General features: G+C 31.7%; 19 protein-coding genes. 13 read left to right on the top strand and 6 right to left on the bottom strand.

What is annotated here, in order from left to right:
• Window positions 1-14: 14 nt before the first annotated feature.
• On the bottom strand, window positions 15-1,568 hold the full coding sequence (locus FUA26_RS05690; protein ID WP_147132827.1) for a DEAD/DEAH box helicase: 1,554 nt from the start codon (window positions 1,566-1,568) through the stop codon (window positions 15-17).
• Between the two features lie 124 nt (window positions 1,569-1,692).
• On the opposite strand from FUA26_RS05690, the gene mgrA reads away from it, so the two are divergent.
• Window positions 1,693-2,709 (top strand): L-glyceraldehyde 3-phosphate reductase, encoded by a 1,017-nt coding sequence (mgrA, locus tag FUA26_RS05685; RefSeq protein ID WP_147134349.1) that lies wholly within the window; start codon window positions 1,693-1,695, stop codon window positions 2,707-2,709.
• Window positions 2,710-2,717: 8 nt separating this feature from the next.
• Here mgrA and FUA26_RS05680 read toward each other — a convergent pair whose 3' ends face one another.
• The 3 genes from FUA26_RS05680 to FUA26_RS05670 all read right to left on the bottom strand — a co-directional run bounded on the left by FUA26_RS05680 (window position 2,718) and on the right by FUA26_RS05670 (window position 6,392).
• Window positions 2,718-3,404 carry a hypothetical protein gene (locus FUA26_RS05680; RefSeq protein ID WP_147132824.1) on the bottom strand — a complete coding sequence of 229 codons (687 nt, stop codon included), beginning with the start codon at window positions 3,402-3,404 and terminating at the stop codon, window positions 2,718-2,720.
• Between the two features lie 110 nt (window positions 3,405-3,514).
• Complete coding sequence (locus FUA26_RS05675) at window positions 3,515-4,390, bottom strand: sterol desaturase family protein (protein WP_147132821.1); 876 nt, start codon at window positions 4,388-4,390, stop codon at window positions 3,515-3,517.
• 1 nt (window position 4,391) lies between these two features.
• Window positions 4,392-6,392, bottom strand: a complete 2,001-nt coding sequence (locus tag FUA26_RS05670; RefSeq protein WP_246109080.1) for an alpha-ketoacid dehydrogenase subunit alpha/beta — start codon at window positions 6,390-6,392, stop codon at window positions 4,392-4,394.
• 130 nt (window positions 6,393-6,522) lie between these two features.
• Here FUA26_RS05670 and FUA26_RS05665 point away from each other — a divergent pair, with 130 nt between their 5' ends.
• The 6 genes from FUA26_RS05665 (at window position 6,523) to FUA26_RS05640 (ending at window position 11,514) form a co-directional block, all read left to right on the top strand.
• Window positions 6,523-7,473, top strand: coding sequence for an isopenicillin N synthase family dioxygenase (locus tag FUA26_RS05665; RefSeq protein WP_147132815.1), 951 nt, complete (start codon window positions 6,523-6,525; stop codon window positions 7,471-7,473).
• A gap of 114 nt (window positions 7,474-7,587) precedes the next feature.
• On the top strand, window positions 7,588-7,920 hold the full coding sequence (locus tag FUA26_RS05660; protein ID WP_147132812.1) for a translation initiation factor: 333 nt from the start codon (window positions 7,588-7,590) through the stop codon (window positions 7,918-7,920).
• Between the two features lie 6 nt (window positions 7,921-7,926).
• Window positions 7,927-8,796, top strand: a complete 870-nt coding sequence (locus FUA26_RS05655) for a nucleoside phosphorylase (RefSeq protein WP_147132810.1) — start codon at window positions 7,927-7,929, stop codon at window positions 8,794-8,796.
• 3 nt (window positions 8,797-8,799) lie between these two features.
• Complete coding sequence (locus tag FUA26_RS05650; RefSeq protein WP_147132807.1) at window positions 8,800-9,654, top strand: substrate-binding domain-containing protein; 855 nt, start codon at window positions 8,800-8,802, stop codon at window positions 9,652-9,654.
• 83 nt (window positions 9,655-9,737) lie between these two features.
• Window positions 9,738-10,787 carry a TlpA family protein disulfide reductase gene (locus FUA26_RS05645; RefSeq protein WP_147132804.1) on the top strand — a complete coding sequence of 350 codons (1,050 nt, stop codon included), beginning with the start codon at window positions 9,738-9,740 and terminating at the stop codon, window positions 10,785-10,787.
• 163 nt (window positions 10,788-10,950) lie between these two features.
• Window positions 10,951-11,514, top strand: coding sequence for a hypothetical protein (locus FUA26_RS05640; RefSeq protein ID WP_147132801.1), 564 nt, complete (start codon window positions 10,951-10,953; stop codon window positions 11,512-11,514).
• A 50-nt stretch (window positions 11,515-11,564) separates the two neighbouring features.
• Here the strand turns inward: FUA26_RS05640 and FUA26_RS05635 are convergent, their stop codons facing one another.
• Window positions 11,565-13,124, bottom strand: coding sequence for an NAD(P)H-hydrate dehydratase (locus FUA26_RS05635; protein ID WP_147132798.1), 1,560 nt, complete (start codon window positions 13,122-13,124; stop codon window positions 11,565-11,567).
• Window positions 13,125-13,468: 344 nt separating this feature from the next.
• Here FUA26_RS05635 and thrA point away from each other — a divergent pair, with 344 nt between their 5' ends.
• The 3 genes from thrA (at window position 13,469) to thrC (ending at window position 18,206) form a co-directional block, all read left to right on the top strand.
• Entirely contained in the window at window positions 13,469-15,913 is a 2,445-nt protein-coding gene (thrA, locus tag FUA26_RS05630; RefSeq protein ID WP_147132795.1) for a bifunctional aspartate kinase/homoserine dehydrogenase I, read from the top strand.
• 71 nt (window positions 15,914-15,984) lie between these two features.
• Window positions 15,985-16,908 carry a homoserine kinase gene (locus tag FUA26_RS05625; RefSeq protein ID WP_147134346.1) on the top strand — a complete coding sequence of 308 codons (924 nt, stop codon included), beginning with the start codon at window positions 15,985-15,987 and terminating at the stop codon, window positions 16,906-16,908.
• 2 nt (window positions 16,909-16,910) lie between these two features.
• A complete protein-coding gene (gene thrC / locus FUA26_RS05620; protein ID WP_147132792.1) occupies window positions 16,911-18,206 on the top strand; it encodes a threonine synthase in 1,296 nt (431 codons plus the stop codon).
• Here thrC and FUA26_RS05615 read toward each other — a convergent pair.
• Window positions 18,203-18,853 (bottom strand): SDR family oxidoreductase, encoded by a 651-nt coding sequence (locus FUA26_RS05615; protein ID WP_147132789.1) that lies wholly within the window; start codon window positions 18,851-18,853, stop codon window positions 18,203-18,205. The genes thrC and FUA26_RS05615 overlap by 4 nt on opposite strands.
• A 217-nt stretch (window positions 18,854-19,070) precedes the next feature.
• Between FUA26_RS05615 and gcvT the strand changes: the two genes are divergently transcribed.
• Genes gcvT through FUA26_RS05600 form a run of 3 tightly spaced genes read left to right on the top strand, consistent with a single transcriptional unit; the run spans window position 19,071 to window position 21,351 of the window.
• Complete coding sequence (gcvT, locus tag FUA26_RS05610; protein WP_147132786.1) at window positions 19,071-20,153, top strand: glycine cleavage system aminomethyltransferase GcvT; 1,083 nt, start codon at window positions 19,071-19,073, stop codon at window positions 20,151-20,153.
• Window positions 20,154-20,173: 20 nt separating this feature from the next.
• Window positions 20,174-20,998: a sugar nucleotide-binding protein gene (locus FUA26_RS05605; RefSeq protein WP_147132783.1), complete on the top strand. Its 825-nt coding sequence runs from the start codon at window positions 20,174-20,176 to the stop codon at window positions 20,996-20,998.
• Between the two features lie 59 nt (window positions 20,999-21,057).
• Window positions 21,058-21,351 carry a 4a-hydroxytetrahydrobiopterin dehydratase gene (locus FUA26_RS05600; RefSeq protein ID WP_147132780.1) on the top strand — a complete coding sequence of 98 codons (294 nt, stop codon included), beginning with the start codon at window positions 21,058-21,060 and terminating at the stop codon, window positions 21,349-21,351.
• Window positions 21,352-21,446 lie beyond the last annotated feature (95 nt).

The raw sequence follows: 21,446 nt of genomic DNA, 5'->3' as shown, positions 1-21,446 counted from the left end.
TATCTATTTATATTTTAATCTTCTGGTGGATAACCGTGCACGGTTTCAAAAACTTCATCAAAGTTGGTTCTAATATATGAGTTTAGTTTTTTACGGTACTCACCTTTTAACCATTCAACAAAATTAAATGTACTTTTACTAATGCATTTTGTGTAACGACCAATTCTAAAATCTATATCATCACCTAACTTTCTGGCAAGTGTTAGCGCATCATAAACATCTTCACTGTTTTCTACACAAATTTTAGCATGTTGAGCAATAGAGCGTTCTAGTACTACTTTTGATGATTCACCTGCTCTAATAGACTCTACGTAAGTTTTTTGAATATCAAAGTACACCTCGTCTGAATTGCCAAATTCTTCTCTTAAATCATCAGGCATTTCATATCTAAAATTGCTTTCTAACTCTTCATCACTTAACAAAGCATCTAAATAATAGTTAGGCGATCTAAAAATACGTTGCCAATCTAAATTATCGCCCCAAGGCCCAAACCTGTGGAAATTATTTCCTAAATCTATTACTGCAAATGTTTTTTTATTATCTAAAACCCTTGAGCCTCTACCAATCATTTGGTAATACAAGGTTAAAGATTTTGTAGCTCTGTTTAAAATAATGCTTTCTACGCTAGGTTCATCAAAACCTGTTGTTAAAATACTTACTGAAGTTAGTATAGCATCGGGTGTTTTGCTGAACCATTTTAGTATTTGAGCACGTTCTTTTTTTGAGTGTGTATTATCTAAGTGAGCAATAGGGTAACCTGCTCTTCTAAAGGTATCATATACATGTAATGATGTATTAATACCATTGTTAAATATTAAGGTTTTTTTGCCTTTTGAACGTTCTTCATAAGCTCTTAAAAGCTTTGATAGCATGTTGTCATCTGTATATAAATCTTCAGAAGATTTTACAGTATAATCACCATTTGCACCTACTACTAACGATGTTAAACCTACGTTATAGCTAAACATTTCGGCTCTTGCCAAAAAGCCATTACTTATTAAAGATTCAATACTTTCACCAACAATTAACTCATCATAATTATCGGTCATTGGTAATTCAATACTAGAGCTCAAAGGTGTTGCTGTAACACCTAAAATAAAACTTTGGCTAAAAAACTTAAATAGCTTTGTAAATGAGTTATAGTGTGCTTCATCAATAATTACTAGGCCAATATCCGAAATATCTAACTTATCATCATTCAGCCTATTATTTAAAGTTTCAACCATGGCAACAAAACAAGAATACTCTGCTTGGTCACTTAAATCGGCTTTACTATCAACAACTTTATTACCAACACCAAACTCTGTTAACATTTTTGATGTTTGTTTGCATAACTCAATTCTATGAGTCATTACAAGTACTTTTTTCTTGTGAGTTTTTAAATATTGCCTAACAATTTCAGAGAAAATAACGGTTTTTCCACCACCGGTTGGTAATTGATATAGCAAATGATAATCAGAAGGAGATTCATCAAAACTTTTAAAAATTTTATCTATAGCGCCTTTTTGGTAACTGTATAAATCTTTACCGGTTTTTCTTTCTTCTAGTTCTGTTTTTGATACTGCCATGTAATATTTTTTACAACTGCAAAAATAACATCTTTATACAGTTTTAAAAGAATGTTTGGCTTAAAATATTGAATAAAAATTAATCTAATTCATATTTTTGTTATCTCAACACAAAATGAAAATTATGCAAATTAATGATAAATCTGGTGTTAAAGAATACAAAGCGAATGAACAACGCTATAATTCAATGACATACAAACGTACTGGAAAAAGTGGCGTATTGTTACCTGCAATTTCAATTGGCTTATGGCACAATTTTGGCTTTGTTGATAGCTTGCAAAACGGCAGAGAAATTTTACGTGCTGCTTTTGATGCTGGTATAACGCATTTTGATTTAGCTAACAATTACGGCCCACCTTATGGCTCTGCTGAGGATAATTTTGGTACCATTTTTAAAAATGATTTTAAACAATACCGAGACGAACTTTTTATAGCTACTAAAGCAGGGTTTGATATGTGGCCCGGACCATACGGTAATTTGGGGTCTAGAAAATATTTAATAGCAAGTTTAGACCAAAGTTTGAAGCGTATGGGTTTAGATTATGTTGATATTTTTTATCATCATAGACCAGACCCTGATACACCTTTAGAAGAAACCATGGGAGCTTTGGCAGATATAGTACGCCAAGGAAAAGCATTGTATGTTGGTATTTCTAATTATCAACCAGAAGAAACTCAAAAAGCTGCAAGCATTTTAAAACAATTGAATGTACCTTTTATATTGCACCAAGCACGTTATTCTATGTTTGATAGATGGGTTGAAAACGGCCTTTTAGATACTTTAGAAGATAATGGCGTTGGTTGTATTGCGTTTTCTCCATTGGCTCAAGGTATGTTAACAGATAAATATTTAAATGGCATTCCTGAAGGTTCTAGAGCTGCTAAAAGCTTAAGCTATTTAAACAGCGAAACGGTTGAAAGTAATATTAAAAAAGTGCAAGCACTAAATAAAATTGCTGAACAACGCGGACAAAAATTATCGCAAATGGCCATTGCTTGGATTTTAAGAAAACCACAAGTAGCCTCTGTTTTACTTGGTGCTAGTTCTGCAAATCAGTTAAAAGAAAATTTAAAAGCTTTAGATAATTTACAGTTTTCTGAAGAAGAATTACAAACAATTGAAAGCATAGTTGGTGTTTAAAACATCAACTATTCTTTTATAATATTAACGGTTCCTTTTACATTAATTGATAACGCCCACAAATCTGACGCTATGACCTTGTTGTTCTCATCTACAATTCTAAAATGTGCAGTGTTGGGTAATGCGTAACCTTCATCTAAAGCTAAAAACTCTATAGTATTTACACCTGGCTTTAATTCAATTTTAAAACCACTAAAAGCGTTTGATAAACCAGCTCTGTAAACTATAATTTCACCATTTACGGTAACACGTACTAAATCACCATCTTCTAAACCATAATCTCTATACATTACTCTTACAACTTTTGAAGTTGTTTTATGATCACCAAAAAAAACATCAATCTTACTACCTTTTGTACCTAAACCTTCTTGTTGCTTTATGGTATTTTCGTGTTTTTTTAGGCGATTTGTATACAATTCTCCAGGATCTCCAAAATCTTCACTAAACATTGATAGTTCTTTTTTTGGCATTTTTAAATTTTGAACAGGTTTTGGTGCAGATAATCCTGTAAACGGATTAGACTTATTATCTATTTTTTTTGAAGGTGTTAATGGTGAAGCATCTAACGAATCTTTTTTTGTTTCAACAGCAGGTATTGCAAATGATTTTTTCTTTGAATCAATTTGAGCTTGTATTGATACAGAAAATAGCAAAAATGCAATAACTAAATAGTAAAAATGTTGTGCTTTAATCATGTAATACTATATTACTTTTTCAAATATATTTTATATTATTAGAAATTAAAATTCTTTTTAGCTTCTTTTAACACAAAAACTATTCCTAAATTTTCTTCAGAATTAAATAATTAACTTTGTTTTTTTAATCCAAAAACTAATTGCCTGAAGAAGTTTTTAGGCATTTTACTATCTCCACTGTAACCTAAGGTAATTTTACCACTAGCTTCAGGTATGTAATTGGTATTAAAAATATAATCCCAAATACTTAAGCTAATCCCATAATTAACACCATGTTTATGTTTTTTTGGCAGTGTATAGGCATGGTGATACAAATGCATTACAGGGTTATTAAAAATATATTTTAATGGGCCGTATGATAATTTAATGTTGGCATGGTTTAAATGCCCAATAGTTATTGCTGCAAAATGTACAATAAAAGCTTGCTCAGGCTCAAAACCACCTATAAGCATAACCGCTAATAGTTTTAACGGTTTGTATAGTATATTTTCCATCCAATGGTAGCGCAAATGTGCTGCAAACCCCATTTGTTTTACTGAATGATGTACTTTGTGAAATTGCCATAAAAACTCAAACCTATGCAGCATAACGTGCGTAAACCATTGTACAAAATCTAATAATACAAAAAACACCACCAACTCTAACCATACGGGTAAATGCTTTAAATTTATTAGTTGAAATGATGTTATTGTTAAGCCAAAGCTTTCAAAAAACAATTCTAAAACATTATAAAATCCACTAATAATTATTGTGAAAATGAAAAAATTAAAAAACATGTAGCTGGCATCTAACCAAAAATCTTTTCTGAAAATAGATTGTTCTTTACGCCAAGGAAATACAATTTCTAAAAACCAAACAACTAAAGAAATAATAATTAAACCCCAAAAATAATTTTGATGTATTGGTGTGTTAAAAGTTATTGAATTCCACGTCCAAGTAGCAGAATTTATAAAAGCATTGTAAAAAGCCTCTAAATAAGTGTTCATTTTAATAATTAATAAGTTTCTTTAATGCAATTTCAAATCGGTTTTTGGGCAAATAGCCATCTTCTAAAGGTTTTGCAAACGGAATGGGCGTATTAATACTGGCTACGCGTAGTATGGGCGCATCTAAATATTCAAAGCAATTTTCTGTTATCAATGCTGAAACATCACTGGCAACACCACCAAAAAGCGAGTCTTCTTGCAATATAATGGCACGACCTGTTTTTTTTACAGAATTAAAAATGGTTTCAGTATCTAGTGGTTGAAGTGTGCGTAAATCAATCACATCGGCTGATATGTCTGGGTTTTTAGTTAGTGTTTCTAACGCCCAATGAACGGCGGCTCCATATGATATAACAGTAACTTGAGTGCCTTTTTTAATTACCGATGCGCTACCAAAAGGAATGGTGTAATAATTTGTAGGTACAAGCTGCCTAACGCTACGGTATAATGCTTTGTGCTCAAAAAACAACACCGGATTGGGGTCATTAATAGCTGTGTTTAACAAACCCTTGGCATCATAAGGAAATGCAGGATACACCACTTTTAAACCAGGTGTTTTTGTAAACCACGCTTCATTGGTTTGTGAATGAAAAGGACCTGCACCTACATCGGCACCACATGGCATTCTTAAAACTACATCCGCATTTTGTTGCCAACGGTAGTGTGATTTTGCTAAATAATTTACTACAGGATTAAAACCTGAACTAATAAAATCTGCAAATTGAAGTTCTACAACTGCCTTCATACCTGCAATTGATAATCCCATAGCGGTTTCAATAATTGCAGATTCGCAAATAGGTGTGTTTTTAATACGTTCTTTACCAAATTGATTAACAAAACCTTCGGTTACCTTAAAAACGCCTCCGTATTCGGCAATATCTTGCCCTAAAATAACTAAATATTTATGCTGTTGCATACTTTGTTTTAACCCTTCAGAAATGGCATCAACAAACCTTAGCTCTTTCTCTTCTGTTTTTGGGTTAAATTCATGAAAATCAAAATATTTAAACACATCATTTAATTCATTACTTTCATTAAAAACAACATTGTTTTCAGTAAAAGCTAAATCTAAATTATGTTTAATTTCTGCATCAATTTCAGCTTTAATATTAGCTTCAAATGCATCGGTTATAATATTTTTATTTTTTAAAAACTGTTCATAATTTTTTAACGGATCTTTTTTTGCCCAAGTTTTTAAAAGTGCTTCCGGAACATACTTAGTGCCACTAGCCTCTTCATGTCCGCGCATTCTAAAGGTTTTAAATTCAACTAAAACCGGTCGCGGATTTTCACGCATACTTTTGGCTATCTTTTTAATTTTAGTGTAAACTTCAATGATATTATTGCCGTCAATAATATGTGCTTCCATACCATATCCTAAACCTCTATCGGCTAAATGCTCACAATTATATTGTTCTGATGTAGGCGTTGAAAGCCCGTAACCATTATTCTCAATACAAAATAATACGGGTAACTGCCATACAGATGCCACATTTAAAGCCTCATGAAAATCGCCCTCGCTAGTACCACCTTCACCAGTAAAAACAGCGGTTACTGTGTTTTTGTTTTTTAATTTGCTGGCAAGTGCAATACCATCGGCTATGCCTAATTGCGGACCCAAATGTGATATCATACCAATAATTTTATAAGCTTGTGTGCCAAAATGAAATGATCTGTCTCTACCCTTAGTAAAGCCAGATGCTTTTCCAAACCACTGCGCAAATAATTTACTTAACGGTAAGTTTCTGGTAGTAAAAACGCCTAAATTACGGTGCATTGGTAAAATATACTCATCCTTTTTTAATGCTAACGTAACACCTACAGCAATTGCTTCTTGCCCAATGCCTGAAAACCACTTGCTTATTTTTCCTTGTCTAAGCAGTAGTAACATACGTTCTTCAATCATGCGTGGTTTTAACATGTTTACATAAAGATTTATTAACTTTTTAGTTTTTAAATCGTTATTATAAATCAAGGGCTTTTTAGCAAAATTAATGCTCATAATTTGAGAAATTACAAATCAAATATACCATAAAAAGCAAGCTTTAACCACAAATTTAAGTTAAAATAAACAAGCATTAAACTTGTAATGTTTTTGTACATTTGTAGTAATCACAATTAAAAAAAATAACATGAATAGTATACCAAGTGTTAATTTAGAAGATTTTATTTCTAATAATCCTGAAAAAAAGCAAAGCTTTGTAAATGCCATAGGAAAAGCGTACGAAGATATAGGTTTTGTAGCCTTAAAAGGGCATTTTTTAGATGATGCATTGGTTGAAAGATTATATACCGAAGTAAAAAACTTTTTTGATTTACCCATAGAAACTAAACAGAAATACGAAATACCGGGTATTGGTGGCCAAAGAGGTTATGTGTCATTTGGAAAAGAAAGTGCAAAAGGTAAAAAAGAAGGCGATTTAAAAGAGTTTTGGCACTTTGGTCAATATGTTGATGATAATGATGCATTGAAAGCAGAATATCCTGATAATGTTATTGTTGAAGAATTGCCCGAATTTAACAAAGTTGGTAAAGAAACATACCAAATGCTTGAAAAAACAGCAAAATATGTACTTAGGGCTTTAGCACTTCATTTAGGGTTAGAAGAAACATACTTTGATAATTACATACACAACGGAAACTCTATTTTAAGGCCTATTCATTATCCGCCAATAACAGTAGAACCTAAAGAAGCTGTTAGAGCTGCTGCTCATGGTGATATTAATTTAATAACCCTTTTAATGGGCGCCCAAGGAAAGGGTTTACAGGTTCAAAATCATAAAGGAGAATGGATTGACGCTATTGCTCAACCTGATGAGTTAATGATTAATGTTGGCGATATGCTATCAAGGCACACCAATAATAAATTAAAATCTACCATTCACCGTGTTGTAAATCCGCCAAAAGAGCTTTGGGGAACTTCGCGCTACTCTATCCCATTTTTTATGCATCCAATAAGTGATATGAAACTAGATGTTTTAGAACAATGTATTGATGAAAATAACCCGAAACAGTTTGATGATATTACTGCTGGCGAATTTTTAACCGAACGCTTAATTGAATTAGGCTTAATAAAAAAATAGAAAAAACCATACCTTGTTTTAAAGAAGGTGAAAAAACGAAAACTAATTTTAAATAATAACTCAAAACATTCAGTTATAATTTATTTTATCTGAGGAAAATTTCGAGTAGTAAAAATGGATTTACAAGACCAGTTAAAAAACTTATTTCCAGATCATGTTTCTGAAGAACCAGTTGATGAAACGGGTAATGATACCGATAATATTTGGATGCAAGACGACCCCATTATATGTAAATATGAAAAACGTAAAGGCAAACCTATTACTATTTTAGAAGGTTATACCGGCGCTACTGAAGATTTTAAAATATTAGCAAAAGACATAAAAAAAGCCTTGAGTGTTGGCGGAAGCTTTAAAGATGATAAAATTATTATTCAAGGTGATTACAGAGATAAAATAATGACTATTTTAAAAAATAAAGGTTTTAAAGTAAAACGCGTTGGCGGTTAAAAAACTATGGCAATAAAAGAATCTGAACTAATTTTAAATCCAGATGGTAGTGTTTATCATTTAAATTTAAAACCAGAAAATATAGGAGACACCATTATTTTTGTTGGTGACCAAAATAGAGTTGAAAAAGTAACAAAACATTTTGATACAGTAGATTTTGAAACTCAAAAACGAGAGTTTAAAACACAAACAGGCATATACAAAGGTAAACGAATATCGGTTATTTCTACAGGTATTGGCCCTGATAATATTGATATTGTTTTAAATGAATTAGATGCGCTTGTAAACATAAATTTAAAAACTAGGCAACCCAAAGAATCACTTGTAAGTCTCAATATTATTAGAATTGGCACATCAGGTTCTTTACAAAAAGATATTCCTGTTGATACTTTTGTACTAAGTGAATATGCTCTAGACTTAAACGGTATGCTCCACAGTTATCAAATAGAAAATATTAGCCATCCAGATATTGAAAACGCTTTTATAAACCAAACTAACTGGAGCGCAAATAAGGCTAAACCTATTGTTATTAAAAATAGTGAGGCGCTTCAAAATAAAATAAAAAGTAATCAAACCTTTTTAGGTGTTACAGCAACTGCTGGTGGTTTTTATGCACCACAAGGCCGCGTGTTAAGGTTGCCTTTACAAGATGCGCAATTAAACAATAAAATAGATAGTTTTAACTACAATGGTCTACGCGTTACCAACTTAGAAATGGAAACATCGGCTATATATGGCCTTAGTAAACTTTTAGGGCATAATGCGGTGTCTATGAATGCTATTATAGCAAATAGAGCTACTGGAAATTTTAGTAAAAACCCATATAAAACTGTTGAAAATTTAATAACATATACCCTTAATAAAATAGTAGAATAGTTAATGAAACAGGTAAATATTGGCGGTGTACCAGAGCATTTTAATTTGGCTTGGTATTTAACGCTAAAAGATGGTGAATATAAAAATGAAGGTATTAATTTACGATGGCATGATTATTACGGCGGTACAGGCGCCATGTGTAAAGCTTTAAGAAATAAAGATATTGATATAGCTGTTATTTTAACTGAAGGCATAGTAAAAGATATTATTGCCGGAAACCCAAGCAAAATTGTGCAAACCTTTGTACAAACACCATTAATTTGGGGTATTCATGTAGCGGCAAAATCAAATTATAAAACTATAAATGATTTAAAAGGTACAAAAGCAGCTATTAGCAGATACGGATCTGGTTCACATTTAATGGCGTATATTAATGCTGAAAATAACCAATGGAATTTAGATAATGATTTAAATTTTGAAGTTATAAAAAACTTAGATGGCGCTGTTGAAGGCTTAACAAATGAAGTAGCTGATTATTTTCTTTGGGAAAAATTTACAACCAAACCTTTGGTAGACAATGGTACTTTTAGAAGCGTTGGTAACTGCCCATCTCCATGGCCATGTTTTGTTATTGCTGTTAGAGAAGAGTTTATTGAAAATAATGAAACTGAACTCAAAACAATTCTAGATATTATAAACAACACCACAGCCGATTTTAAAGATATTCCAAGTATTGATAAAACCATTGCAAACCGCTATGAACAAAAACTGGAAGACGTACAGGAATGGCTCACTTTAACCGAGTGGTCTCAAGAAGTTATTGATAAAAAAACTATTGAAAACGTACAAAACAAACTACTAAAATTAAATATTATACCTAATAAAGTAGATTACAACACCTTAATTCATAAATTGTAAACATTATAACTGTTAATTAAATTGAAAAATTTACAGCAGCCATAACTAATTGTGTATTTTTGAGTTGAAAATTTAAATAAATAATGAAGAAAATTTTATTAATTACTTTAGCTGTTTTTGCTTTTGCTTGCAAACAAGAACCTAAAGATTACGCAACACTTTCGGGTAAAATAACTAATAAAAATAGTGACTCGCTATTAATTAGATCTAGAAATTTCACTAAAACTATTCATGTTAATCCTGATGGTACTTTTAAAGATACGCTAAAAGTAGAAGCTGGTGTTTACAATATGTTTGATGGAAAAGAATCTACATATTTATTCTTAAAAAATGGTGTAGACATTAAAATGACTTTAAATACAGATGAATTTGATGAAAGTATCAGTTTTTCTGGAGAAGGTGCAGAAACAAGTTCATATTTAGCAAAAAAAGCACTTTTACAAGAAACCGCATTAACTGCCGATTTGTTAGACTTAGAAGAAGACGCTTTTAAAACCAAAGTATCTGAAGTTCAAAAGCAGTTTGCCGAATTATTAGAAAACTCTAAAGGTTTAGATTCTACAATTCAAGCCAATGAAGCCTTAAATTTAAGTAAAATGGAAGAAGGTTTACTTACTGCCTACAAGCAACAAAAAGCCATGGCAAGTCAGTATGATGATTTAATAGGGAAACCATCTCCAAATTTCACAAATTATGAAAACGCTAAAGGTGGTACTACATCGTTAAGCGATTTAAAAGGAAAATACCTTTACATTGATATTTGGGCAACTTGGTGCGGACCATGTACACGCGAAATTCCGTTCTTAAAAGAAGTTGAAGCAAAGTATCATGATAAAAATATTGAATTTGTAAGTATTTCTGTTGATGAGGGTCGTGGTTATAAAGGTGATACACCCGAAGCTCGTTTAGCAGCTGCTAAAGATGGTTGGAAAAAAATGATAGCCGATAAAAACATGGGAGGTGTGCAATTACTAGCCGATAATGCTTGGAGATCAGAATTTGTGCAAGGTTATAAAATTATGGGTATTCCTAGGTTTATAATTATTGACCCTGATGGTAATGTTGTTGATGCCGATGCTCCAAGACCATCAAGCCCTAAACTTATTGAACTTTTTAACGAATTAAATATTTAAAATTTCAATATTAAAATATAAAATTAAGCCTCATTTTTTGAGGCTTTTTTTATTAATTAAACTAATTTGAAAAAAAACTTGAAAATCTTATATTTGTTTGAAGCAGAACTTCCCTAACAAGTTTCTTTTTAAGAATATATTAATACAAAACCTTTAGCTAAATATGCCATTTATTGAAGAAAACAACTTAGTTAACTTACATAAATTAATAGAAAAAGGAGAGAAAGATTTAGATTTGGCTTCCGAAGAAATAAAAAATAAAACGAGTAAGTTACAAAGTGTTTATTTTTTTAATAAAATACTAATTATACTTGCTGTTTTTTTACTTTTTGGTTTGCTTTACACTCTCTATTATTTTTATAATTATAATAATAATGTACAGGTTGTAAACCATGAAACAACAATTACTAAACAACCAGAAATTGTTAATACTGTATTTAGTACAAACATAAACAAAGGCTTAATATATAGTGTGCAAATAGGTGCATTTGAAAAGTTTAATATTAAAGCTATTGAAGAACATAAAACAGGCGTTATAACCAAAAGTATAGTTAATAATAATTACAAATATGCTGTTGGAAATTTTATGCATTATAATGAAGCACTATCTTTAAAAGAAGATTTAATTAAACTTGGTTTTAAAGATGCATTTATTGTAGCTACTAATAATGGTAAGAAACTATCTATTAAAGAAGCCTTATTACTAAGTAATGAAACTATACACTAGTTTTATAATGTTTAAATTTAAATAAAACCAGTGTATAATTAAATAAATTACTATTGGTTAGCTGCCTCATCAGCCTCTTGAGGTGCTTGTTGTTGTTCGGGTTGTTTAAATAAATCAATAAAGGCTTCACCCAAATAATCTATTACATGGCTTGCTATTAAACTTTGGTAACCATAATCATTAACAGCAATATCTCCAGATTTTCCGTGTAAATAAACCCCAAAAATACTTGCTTGTAACGAATTGTAGCCTTGTGAGATTAAACCAGTAATAATTCCCATTAAAACATCGCCTGATCCTGCTGTAGCTAACCCAGGGTTTCCTGTAGTGTTAATATATAATTTATTGCCAGCAACCGTAATAGTATTGGCACCTTTCACAACAATAATAATTTTATATTTTTTTGATAGCGCTTTGGTTTTTTTCAACTTATCAAAATCGTCTTTCCACTTACCAACCAAACGCTCTAATTCCTTTGGATGTGGTGTTAAAACAGTATTTTCGGGTAATAATTTTAATAAATCTTTGTTTGTGGCTAATAAGTTTAATCCATCAGCATCAATAACCAAAGGCACTTTGTTTATTTTTAAAAAGTTTTCAAAAGCTTTGGCTGTACTTGTGTTTGTACCTAAGCCAACGCCAACACCAATAACAGTTGGTTCAATATCAAATGTAATATTAGTAATACGTGTTTCATTATCATCTGTAAGCACCATGGCTTCAGGAAATGAAGTTTGTAATACATTATAGCCACATTTAGGTATAAATACAGAAACCAAACCAGCACCTGCAGATAAACAGGCTTTACTAGCTAAAGTAACAGCTCCTATTTTTCCATAGCTTCCGCCAATTATTAAACTATGACCAAAATTACCTTTGTGCGAAAACTTATCGCGTGGTACGTACATTGGTAAAACTTCATATTTACCAATTAATTCTACTTCGGTGTTTGTAGTTTGAACAAATTCTGTATCTAAACCAATATCTAAAACTTCCCATTGTACGGTGTATTTAGCGGTTTGAGGTAAAAAGAAAATTAATTTAGGCGTTGCAAAACTTAGGGTATAACCTGCGTGTACAACATCATTTTCATTTTCGGGAACTTTATCGGTGTGTAAGCCTGAAGGAATATCAACTGATAATGTAAAAGCTTTTGTGTTTCTAAAATGAACAAATAGAGCTTTAACCCAATCTACAACAGGTCTGTTAAGTCCAATACCAAAAACAGCATCAACAATAATATCATCAGGGTGAATTTCAGGAAAATCGTCTTCACACTTTAATAAAATTGGCCATTTTTTGGTAACGTTTTTTATTCTATCGTAATTAATTAAAAAATCTTTTGAGCGTTTATCACTATAGTTTACAACATAGGTGTGCACGTTGTAGCCATGAGTAATTAAGTGTCTTGCCAACACCAAACCATCGCCTCCGTTATTACCAATACCACAAAATACGTGTACGGGTACTTGTGCACCTTGCATACGCATATGCATCCAGTTAAAAATTTGCGTTGCGGCACGTTCCATTAAATCGGTTGATGTAATATTTTGTCTTACTGCGGTTAGTTTATCTCCTTCGTAAATTTGTTCCTTAGAGAATATTTTCATTAATGTAATGTTTATAGAATTTCTAATTCTTTTGTAATAACGTTGAATTTCTTAAAATAAAAAGTGTTATGCTTAAGAATACTACAAAAAAAATGTTTTAGTTTTTTAATTTGGTTAAATGTAATACTTTTGAGTAATATTACTATAGCTTATAATGAATCATTTGAACCAAAATACGATACTTACACGTTCTTTTTCTACAAAAAGAATCATTTCTATTATTGGTACAACTACAAATACAATTACCCTTTGGGGTTGTTAATTATATATACTTCAGGCTATCGTGTGATTTTTTCAGTAAATCACGTTTCAATAAAATATTTACATAATCAATTCATTAAAAAATGAAGGTTTTAAAATTTGGAGGAACATCTGTAGGTTCTTCAAAAAACATAAATAACGTAATAAACATTTTAGAAAACACCTCAAAAAACAGCGCTGTTGCATGCGTTGTATCTGCTGTTGGTGGCATAACCGATAAATTATTATTAGCTGGTAAAAAAGCACAAAATAAAGAAGCAGACTTTACCGACGTTTTTAATACCATTAAGCAAACACATATAGCAATAGTTAATGAGTTAATTCCAGAAAATAATGAAGCGGTCATTGCTTATGTTGAAACACAACTTAGTGCGCTTAAAAACTTATTAGATGGTATTTTTTTAATAAATGAATTATCACCTAAAACATCCGATAAATTAGTGAGTTTTGGCGAGTTGTTATCTTCTTTTATTATTGCCGAAACCATAAAAAGCAGAGGATTATCTGCTGAAAGAAAAAATTCTCAAGAGCTTGTAATTACAAATGCAAACTTTACAAAGGCCGAGGTTAACTATAAAATAACAAATAAAAATATTCAAGATTATTTTAAAGCGGCTTCACAAAAAATTACCATTTTACCAGGTTTTGTTTCAAAATCGGTAAACGGAGAACAAACAACACTTGGGCGTGGCGGGTCAGATTTTACAGCGGCCATTATAGCTGCTGCTTTAAAAGTTGAACAGTTAGAAATTTGGACAGATGTTAGCGGTATGTTTACCACCAACCCAAAAATGGTAAAACAGGCCTACCCTATTAGTGAAATATCATACCAAGAAGCCATGGAATTATCGCATTTTGGGGCTAAAGTTTTGTATCCACCAACGGTACAACCAGTTTTAAACCTAGAAATTCCAATTCATATTAAAAACACTTTAGAGCCCAATGCTATTGGTACCATTATTTCAAACAAAGCAACAAATGGTGCAAACCCTGTAAAAGGTATAAGCAACATTGGTAATATAGCATTGTTAACTTTAGAAGGTAGCGGAATGGTTGGTATCCCTGGGTTTTCTAAACGTTTGTTTGAAACACTTTCCCAAGAAAAAATAAATATAATTTTAATTACCCAAGCATCATCAGAACATTCAATTTGTTTAGGTATTGAAGCTAAAGATGCTATATTAGCCAAAGAAGCTATTGATGCTACTTTTGAAAACGAAATTGCGCTTAATAAAATTGAACCTATTGTTGTTGAAGAGCATTTATCAATAGTAGCCTTGGTAGGTGATAATATGAAAAACCACCAAGGTATTAGTGGTAAAATGTTTAGTGCCTTAGGTAAAAACAACATTAATATTCGTGCTATTGCTCAAGGTGCTTCAGAAAAAAACATATCGGTTGTTATTGCTGAAACTGATGTTAAAAAGGCATTAAACGTGCTACATGAACAGTTTTTTGAAAGTAAAACAAAACAACTTAATGTATTTATTACAGGTGTTGGTAATGTTGGTGAACGTTTGGTTGAACAAATAAAACAGCAACGTAAATATTTAAAAGAAAACTTAAAAATAAACTTGCGCATTGCAGGACTTTCTAATTCTAGGAAAATGATTTTTAATGATAATGGACTAGATTTAAAAAACTGGAAAGACCAATTAAAAAATGGCGAACAAGCTTCATTACAAGGCTTTTTTGAAAAAACTAAAGCTTTAAATTTACGCAACAGTATTTTTGTTGATGTTACCGCAAATAAAGATGTAGCCAATCTTTATGCACACTATTTACGCGAAAGTATTGCTGTTGTAGCTTGTAATAAAATTGCTTGTTCAAGTACATTTTCAAACTACAAAGAATTAAAACGTTTATCACTTAAATACAATGCGCCCTTTTTATTTGAAACCAATGTTGGTGCAGGTTTACCAGTTATTGATACACTTAATAATTTAGTAGCTTCGGGTGATAAAATTAAATCTATTCAAGCGGTTTTAAGCGGAAGTTTAAATTTCGTTTTTAATAATTTTAATGATACTACTAAGTTTTATGATGTTGTAAAACAAGCCGCTGCCGAAGGTTACACTGAACCAGACCCAAGAATAGATTTAAGCGGTGTTGATGTGGCTAGAAAAATTTTAATTTTAGCCAGAGAAAGTGGTGTTGAAATGAATTTAGAAGATATTAAAAACACATCATTCCTTTCGGAAGCAGGACTAAAAAGTGATACTGTTGATGATTTTTATAAAACATTAATTGATGATGAAGCACATTATCAGGCCTTATTTGCTTCCGCGAAAGCGCATAATTGTCAGTTAAAATATGTGGCAAAATTTGATAATGGTAACGCAAGTGTAAGCTTACAAGAAATTCCTGTAGGACATCCATTTTACAACTTAGAAGGTAGTGATAATATAGTAATGTTTTATACAGAACGCTACCCAAAACAACCTATGATTATTAAAGGCGCTGGCGCTGGTGCCGATGTTACAGCATCAGGCTTATTTGCAGATATTATTAGATTAGCAAACAATTAAAATCTATGGAATTACACAAAGAAAGTGATATTTCATGCTCTAGTGCCGCCGAAAATTATTTAATTGAACACATGAACGAAATAAAAATTTTTTCACCTGCTACAGTGGCAAATGTTGCTTGCGGATTTGACGTTTTAGGCTTTTGTTTAGACAATGTTGGTGATACCATGGTTATTCGTAAGGTTGAAACTAAAGGTATTAAAATAACCCATATTGAAGGTTTCAATTTGCCTTATGAAGCCCACCAAAACGTAGCTGGTGTTTCAGCACTAGCCATGTACGAAGCTCTGGATATAGATTTTGGTTTCGAAATTGAAATTTATAAAAACATAAAACCTGGTAGCGGTATTGGTAGTAGCGCTGCCAGTGCTGTTGGAAGTGTATTTGGTATGAACGAACTTTTAGGAAGACCGTTTAGCAAAACACAATTAACTGAATTTGCAATGAAAGGGGAAGCTTTAGCAAGTAAATGCGAACATGCCGATAACCTTGCTCCTGCTATGTTTGGTGGCTTTACTTTGGTTAAAGGAATAAAGCCTTTACAAATTCTAGAAATTCCGAGTCCAGATGATTTGTATGCAACTATTATTCATCCGCAAATTGAAATAAAAACATCAGAATCTCGTGCCGTTTTACCAAAAGAAGTTTCGTTAAGTAATGCCATTACACAATGGTCTAATGTTGGTAGTTTAATTCATGCCTTACATACTAACAATTACAATTTAATAAAAGATTCGCTTCACGATGTTATTATAGAGCCGCACAGAAGCAAACTAATTCCGCATTATCAAGAGGTTAAAAATAGCATGATAAACGCCGGAGCATTAGGTGCTTGTATTTCGGGTTCCGGACCCTCAATCTTTTCGCTTTGCAAAGGCGAAGAAACCGCCCAAAAAGTTGCAGAAGCCATTAAAAACGTATACAACTCCACTGGAATTGATTTTGATATTCATGTGTCTAAAATTAATACAATAGGGATAAAAATATTGAACTAAACATGAACTACTACTCACTAAACCATAAAGCACCAAACACAACGTTTGAAAACGCAGTTGTTAAAGGCTTAGCATCAGATAAAGGTTTATATTTTCCTGAGAGCATAACGCCATTGTCTGATGATTTTTTTAAAAATCTAGATAGTTTATCAAATGCAGAAATAGCTTTTCAAACTATTAAACAATTTGTGTCACCTGAAATTCCAGAAAATGTTTTAAAAACAATTGTTGAAGAAACCTTGTCTTTTGATTTTCCTGTGGTAAAGTTGAATGATAATATTTCAACTTTAGAATTGTTTCATGGGCCAACCATGGCATTTAAAGATGTTGGTGCACGCTTTATGGCACGTTGTTTAGGTTATTTTAATAAAAATAACAATAACGAAGTAACTGTTTTAGTAGCAACATCAGGCGATACTGGTGGTGCTGTTGCAAATGGTTTTTTAGGTGTTAAAGGTGTAAATGTAGTTATACTTTATCCTAGCGGAAAAGTGAGCGATATTCAAGAAAAACAATTAACCACATTAGGACAAAATATTAAAGCATTAGAAGTAAATGGCACTTTTGATGATTGTCAGGCTATGGTTAAAACCGCTTTTTTAGATGAAGATTTAACTAATAAAATGCAGCTAACATCGGCAAACTCCATTAATGTGGCGCGTTGGTTACCACAACTATTCTACTTTGTGTTTGCATACAAACAATTATACAAAACTTATAACGATATTGTATTTTCTGTACCAAGTGGTAATTTTGGTAATATTTGTGCCGGTATGATGGCGCAACAATTAGGGTTACCAATTAAACACTTTATAGCATCAAACAATGCTAATAATGTTGTAACACGTTATTTAGAATCTGAATTATATGAACCTAAGCCATCTATTCAAACAATAAGCAATGCTATGGATGTTGGTGCACCAAGTAATTTTATTAGAATACAAGAAATATATAAAAACAAGTTTGAAACATTAAAAAATAACTTGTCTTCATATTGGTTTACAGATGATGCAACTAAAGCTGCTATGTTAGAAATGTATAACAATTATAACTATGTAGCAGATCCGCATGGTGCTGTGGGGTATTTGGGTTGTAAAAAACATTTAGAAACTAACCCAAATGCACATTGTGTGTTTTTAGAAACAGCGCATCCAACTAAGTTTTTAGATGTAGTTGAAGACGTTGTAAAAGAAAAACAACCATTGCCAAAACAAATTCAGGCTGTTATGGATAAAACAAAAGTAGCCACCAAAATTGGCAGCTACACAGATTTAAAATCATATTTGCTTAACCGTTAATAAACAACCGTTGAAAATTTATTTAAGGCTTCACCTATTAAGGTGTGGCCTTTTATTATTTCAAAAGTGGCCTTATTTGCTGTGTCATCATTAAGAACTTTAACTAAAGTTTGCGCCACATCTGCCCTACTAATTTCACCATGTTCATTTAGTGATTCTTCTAATTTAATTTTATGTTCAGCCGCATTATTTGTTAATGTTCCTGGCCTAACAATACTATAGTTTAGTCCACTACTTTTTAAATATTCATCAGCATTGTGTTTTGCTTTTAAGTAGTCATGTAATTTATTGGCTTCTTCGGGTTTATCAGCACCCATAGAGCTTAACATAACAAACTTTTTAATATTATTTGCTTTTGATGCATCAATTAAACGCTTAGCACCATCTTGGTCAACCTTAAAAACATTTTTCCCACCAGAACCAGCAGCAAATAATACTTTGTCTATGGTTTTATTATTATCAAAAACATGATTTAAATCCTCTTCTAAATCAGCTAAAACGGTTTCTATATTTTCAGCTTCAAATTGTTTTTTTTGTTCAGCTTTTCTAACCATAGCAATAGGTTTAAAATATTGCGATGCGTTTAATAAATTTACTATTTGTTTTCCTGTGGTGCCATTTGCACCGGCTACTAATATATTTTCCATGTATACAGTATAACTTCAAACATATTAATTTCCAACAATTTAACGCTAATTAACCTGAGTTTAACAAGCATTAACAATTGCAGATTACTAACAATTTAAAACAGAAACACTTGCATTACCTTATGGAATTTATAGAAAGTTAATGTTAAGTATACATTTATAAAACCGAACAATTTTCGATACATTTGCCAAAATTTAAACAAAACGTTTAGTAAACATGAAAAATACTGCCTTAACATCAACTCACGAAGCCTTAGGTGCTAAAATGGTGCCTTTTGCTGGTTTTAACATGCCTGTTCAATATGAAGGTGTAAATAGTGAACACGAAACTGTGCGAAATGCTGTGGGAGTTTTTGATGTTAGCCACATGGGCGAATTTTTAATTGAAGGTGAAACGGCTTTAAATTTAATACAAAAAGTTACAAGCAATGATGCCTCTAAACTAACAATAGGTAAAGCACAATACAGTTGTTTACCCAATGAAACAGGCGGTATTGTTGATGATTTAATTGTTTATAAAATTAAAGAACACACCTATTTATTAGTAGTTAATGCCAGTAATATTGAAAAAGATTGGAACTGGATTTCTAGTAAAAATGATGTTGGTGCAACCATGCGTAATTTGAGTGATGATTATTCGTTATTAGCCATTCAAGGTCCAAAAGCCGTTGAAGCTATGCAAAGCTTAAGCAGCCATGATTTATCTGCAATTAACTTTTATAATTTTATTGTGGGAGATTTTGCTGGTATTGAGCATGTTATTATTTCGGCAACAGGTTACACTGGTAGCGGCGGATTTGAAATTTATTGCAAAAACTCTGAAGTAAAACAAATTTGGGATAACGTTTTCAAAGCTGGTGCCAACTACGGTATTAAACCTATTGGCTTAGCAGCCAGAGACACCTTACGTTTAGAAATGGGATATTGTTTATATGGCAATGATATTGATGATACTACATCACCCATTGAAGCTGGCTTAAGTTGGATTACAAAATTCACTAAAAATTTCACAAATTCTGAAGCTTTAAAAGCCGAAAAAGAACGTGGTACTGAACGTAAACTAGTAGCCTTTAAGTTAGACGAACGTGGTATTCCGCGTCAAGGATATGACATTGTAGATGGCAACGGTAATATTATAGGCAACGTAACATCGGGTACCATGTCTCCTAGCCTAGGTATTGGTATTGGTTTAGGTTATGTACCCAAAGTGTTTGCAACGGTTGATAGTAAAATTAACATACAAATTAGAAAAAAAGCCATTCCTGCAACTGTAGTTAAATTACCTTTTTACAAGGGGTAAATTGTAGTTGCTCATTGAAAATGAAAGATGAAAAACATAGAATATTAATACTTGGTGCCAGTGGTTTTATAGGCAATGCCATTTATAAAGAACTGTGTTCTTATTTTAAAACTTTTGGCACTTACTGTACACCAAATACACAATTAGAAAAAAACAGACACTTTTTTAATTATAATTTTGAAGAAGATGATTTATACGAAATTTTAGAAATTGTAAAACCAACAATTATTATTTCATCTTTACGAGGCGATTTTTCAAAACAAGTACTTTTGCATTTGCATCTTTCTGAATATGTTAGAGCCAATAAAATCAAAATAATATACTTATCATCTGCAAACGTTTTTGATGCTTACAGTAAATACCCAAGTTATGAAGACGAAAAAACACTTAGCAATAGTATTTATGGGCATTTCAAAATTAAAATAGAAAATAATTTATTACGCTTACCTAAAAAACAAGTAGCTGTTTTAAGGTTACCAATGGTTTTTGGCGCTAAATCTCCTAGAGTACTTGAAATACTTCAAAATATCAATGAAAATGAACCCGTTGAAGTGTTCCCAAATTTAATAATGAATGTTACAAACATTGATAAATTATCGCAACAAATTCATTACATAATTAACCGTAACAAGCACGGTATTTTTCATTTAGGAAGTAGTGATTTGGTGCATCATGACGATTTTATTAATGAAATAATTCAAATAATAACACAAAAAAAACCTATTATAAAAAGAGTTTTTACCACCAATGATGAGCGTTATTTAGCTGTTTTACCAAAAATTAATAAGCTACCAAAACATTTACAAATTCTTAGTACTAATGTTTTAGAAGATTTAAAAAAATAATTGATTTACACAGCAATATTCAGTATTTTTAAAACTGTTAATCAAAAAACATAAACACAATGAGTAAACTATCGGCACAAGACATTGAAACAAAACTTTTACGTTTCCCTGATTGGGAATATTTTGATGATGCTATTCATGCTGAATTTGAATTTGATAATTTTAGAGACTGTTTTAGCGCCATGAGCCGTATAGCTTTTGAGTGCGAAGCTCTTAACCACCACCCAAACTGGAGCAACGTTTATAACGTTTTAACCATATCACTTTCTACACATGATGCTAATGGTGTAACAGATAAAGATTTTAAACTTGCTGAAGCCATTGAAGCCATAGTAGAGCCTGTTGATGAATAATTTTATCATACAGCAATACAAAAATTACCAAAAAAGCAATAATTTTTTAAATTTGCGCAATGCTTTAAAAACACAAACTTTAAAGCAAACACATA

The organism is Seonamhaeicola algicola (genome assembly GCF_007997385.1).
GTDB lineage: Bacteria > Bacteroidota > Bacteroidia > Flavobacteriales > Flavobacteriaceae > Seonamhaeicola > Seonamhaeicola algicola.
Note: the sequence above shows the minus strand (reverse complement) of the source record. Positions and strands in the feature narration are given on the sequence as shown.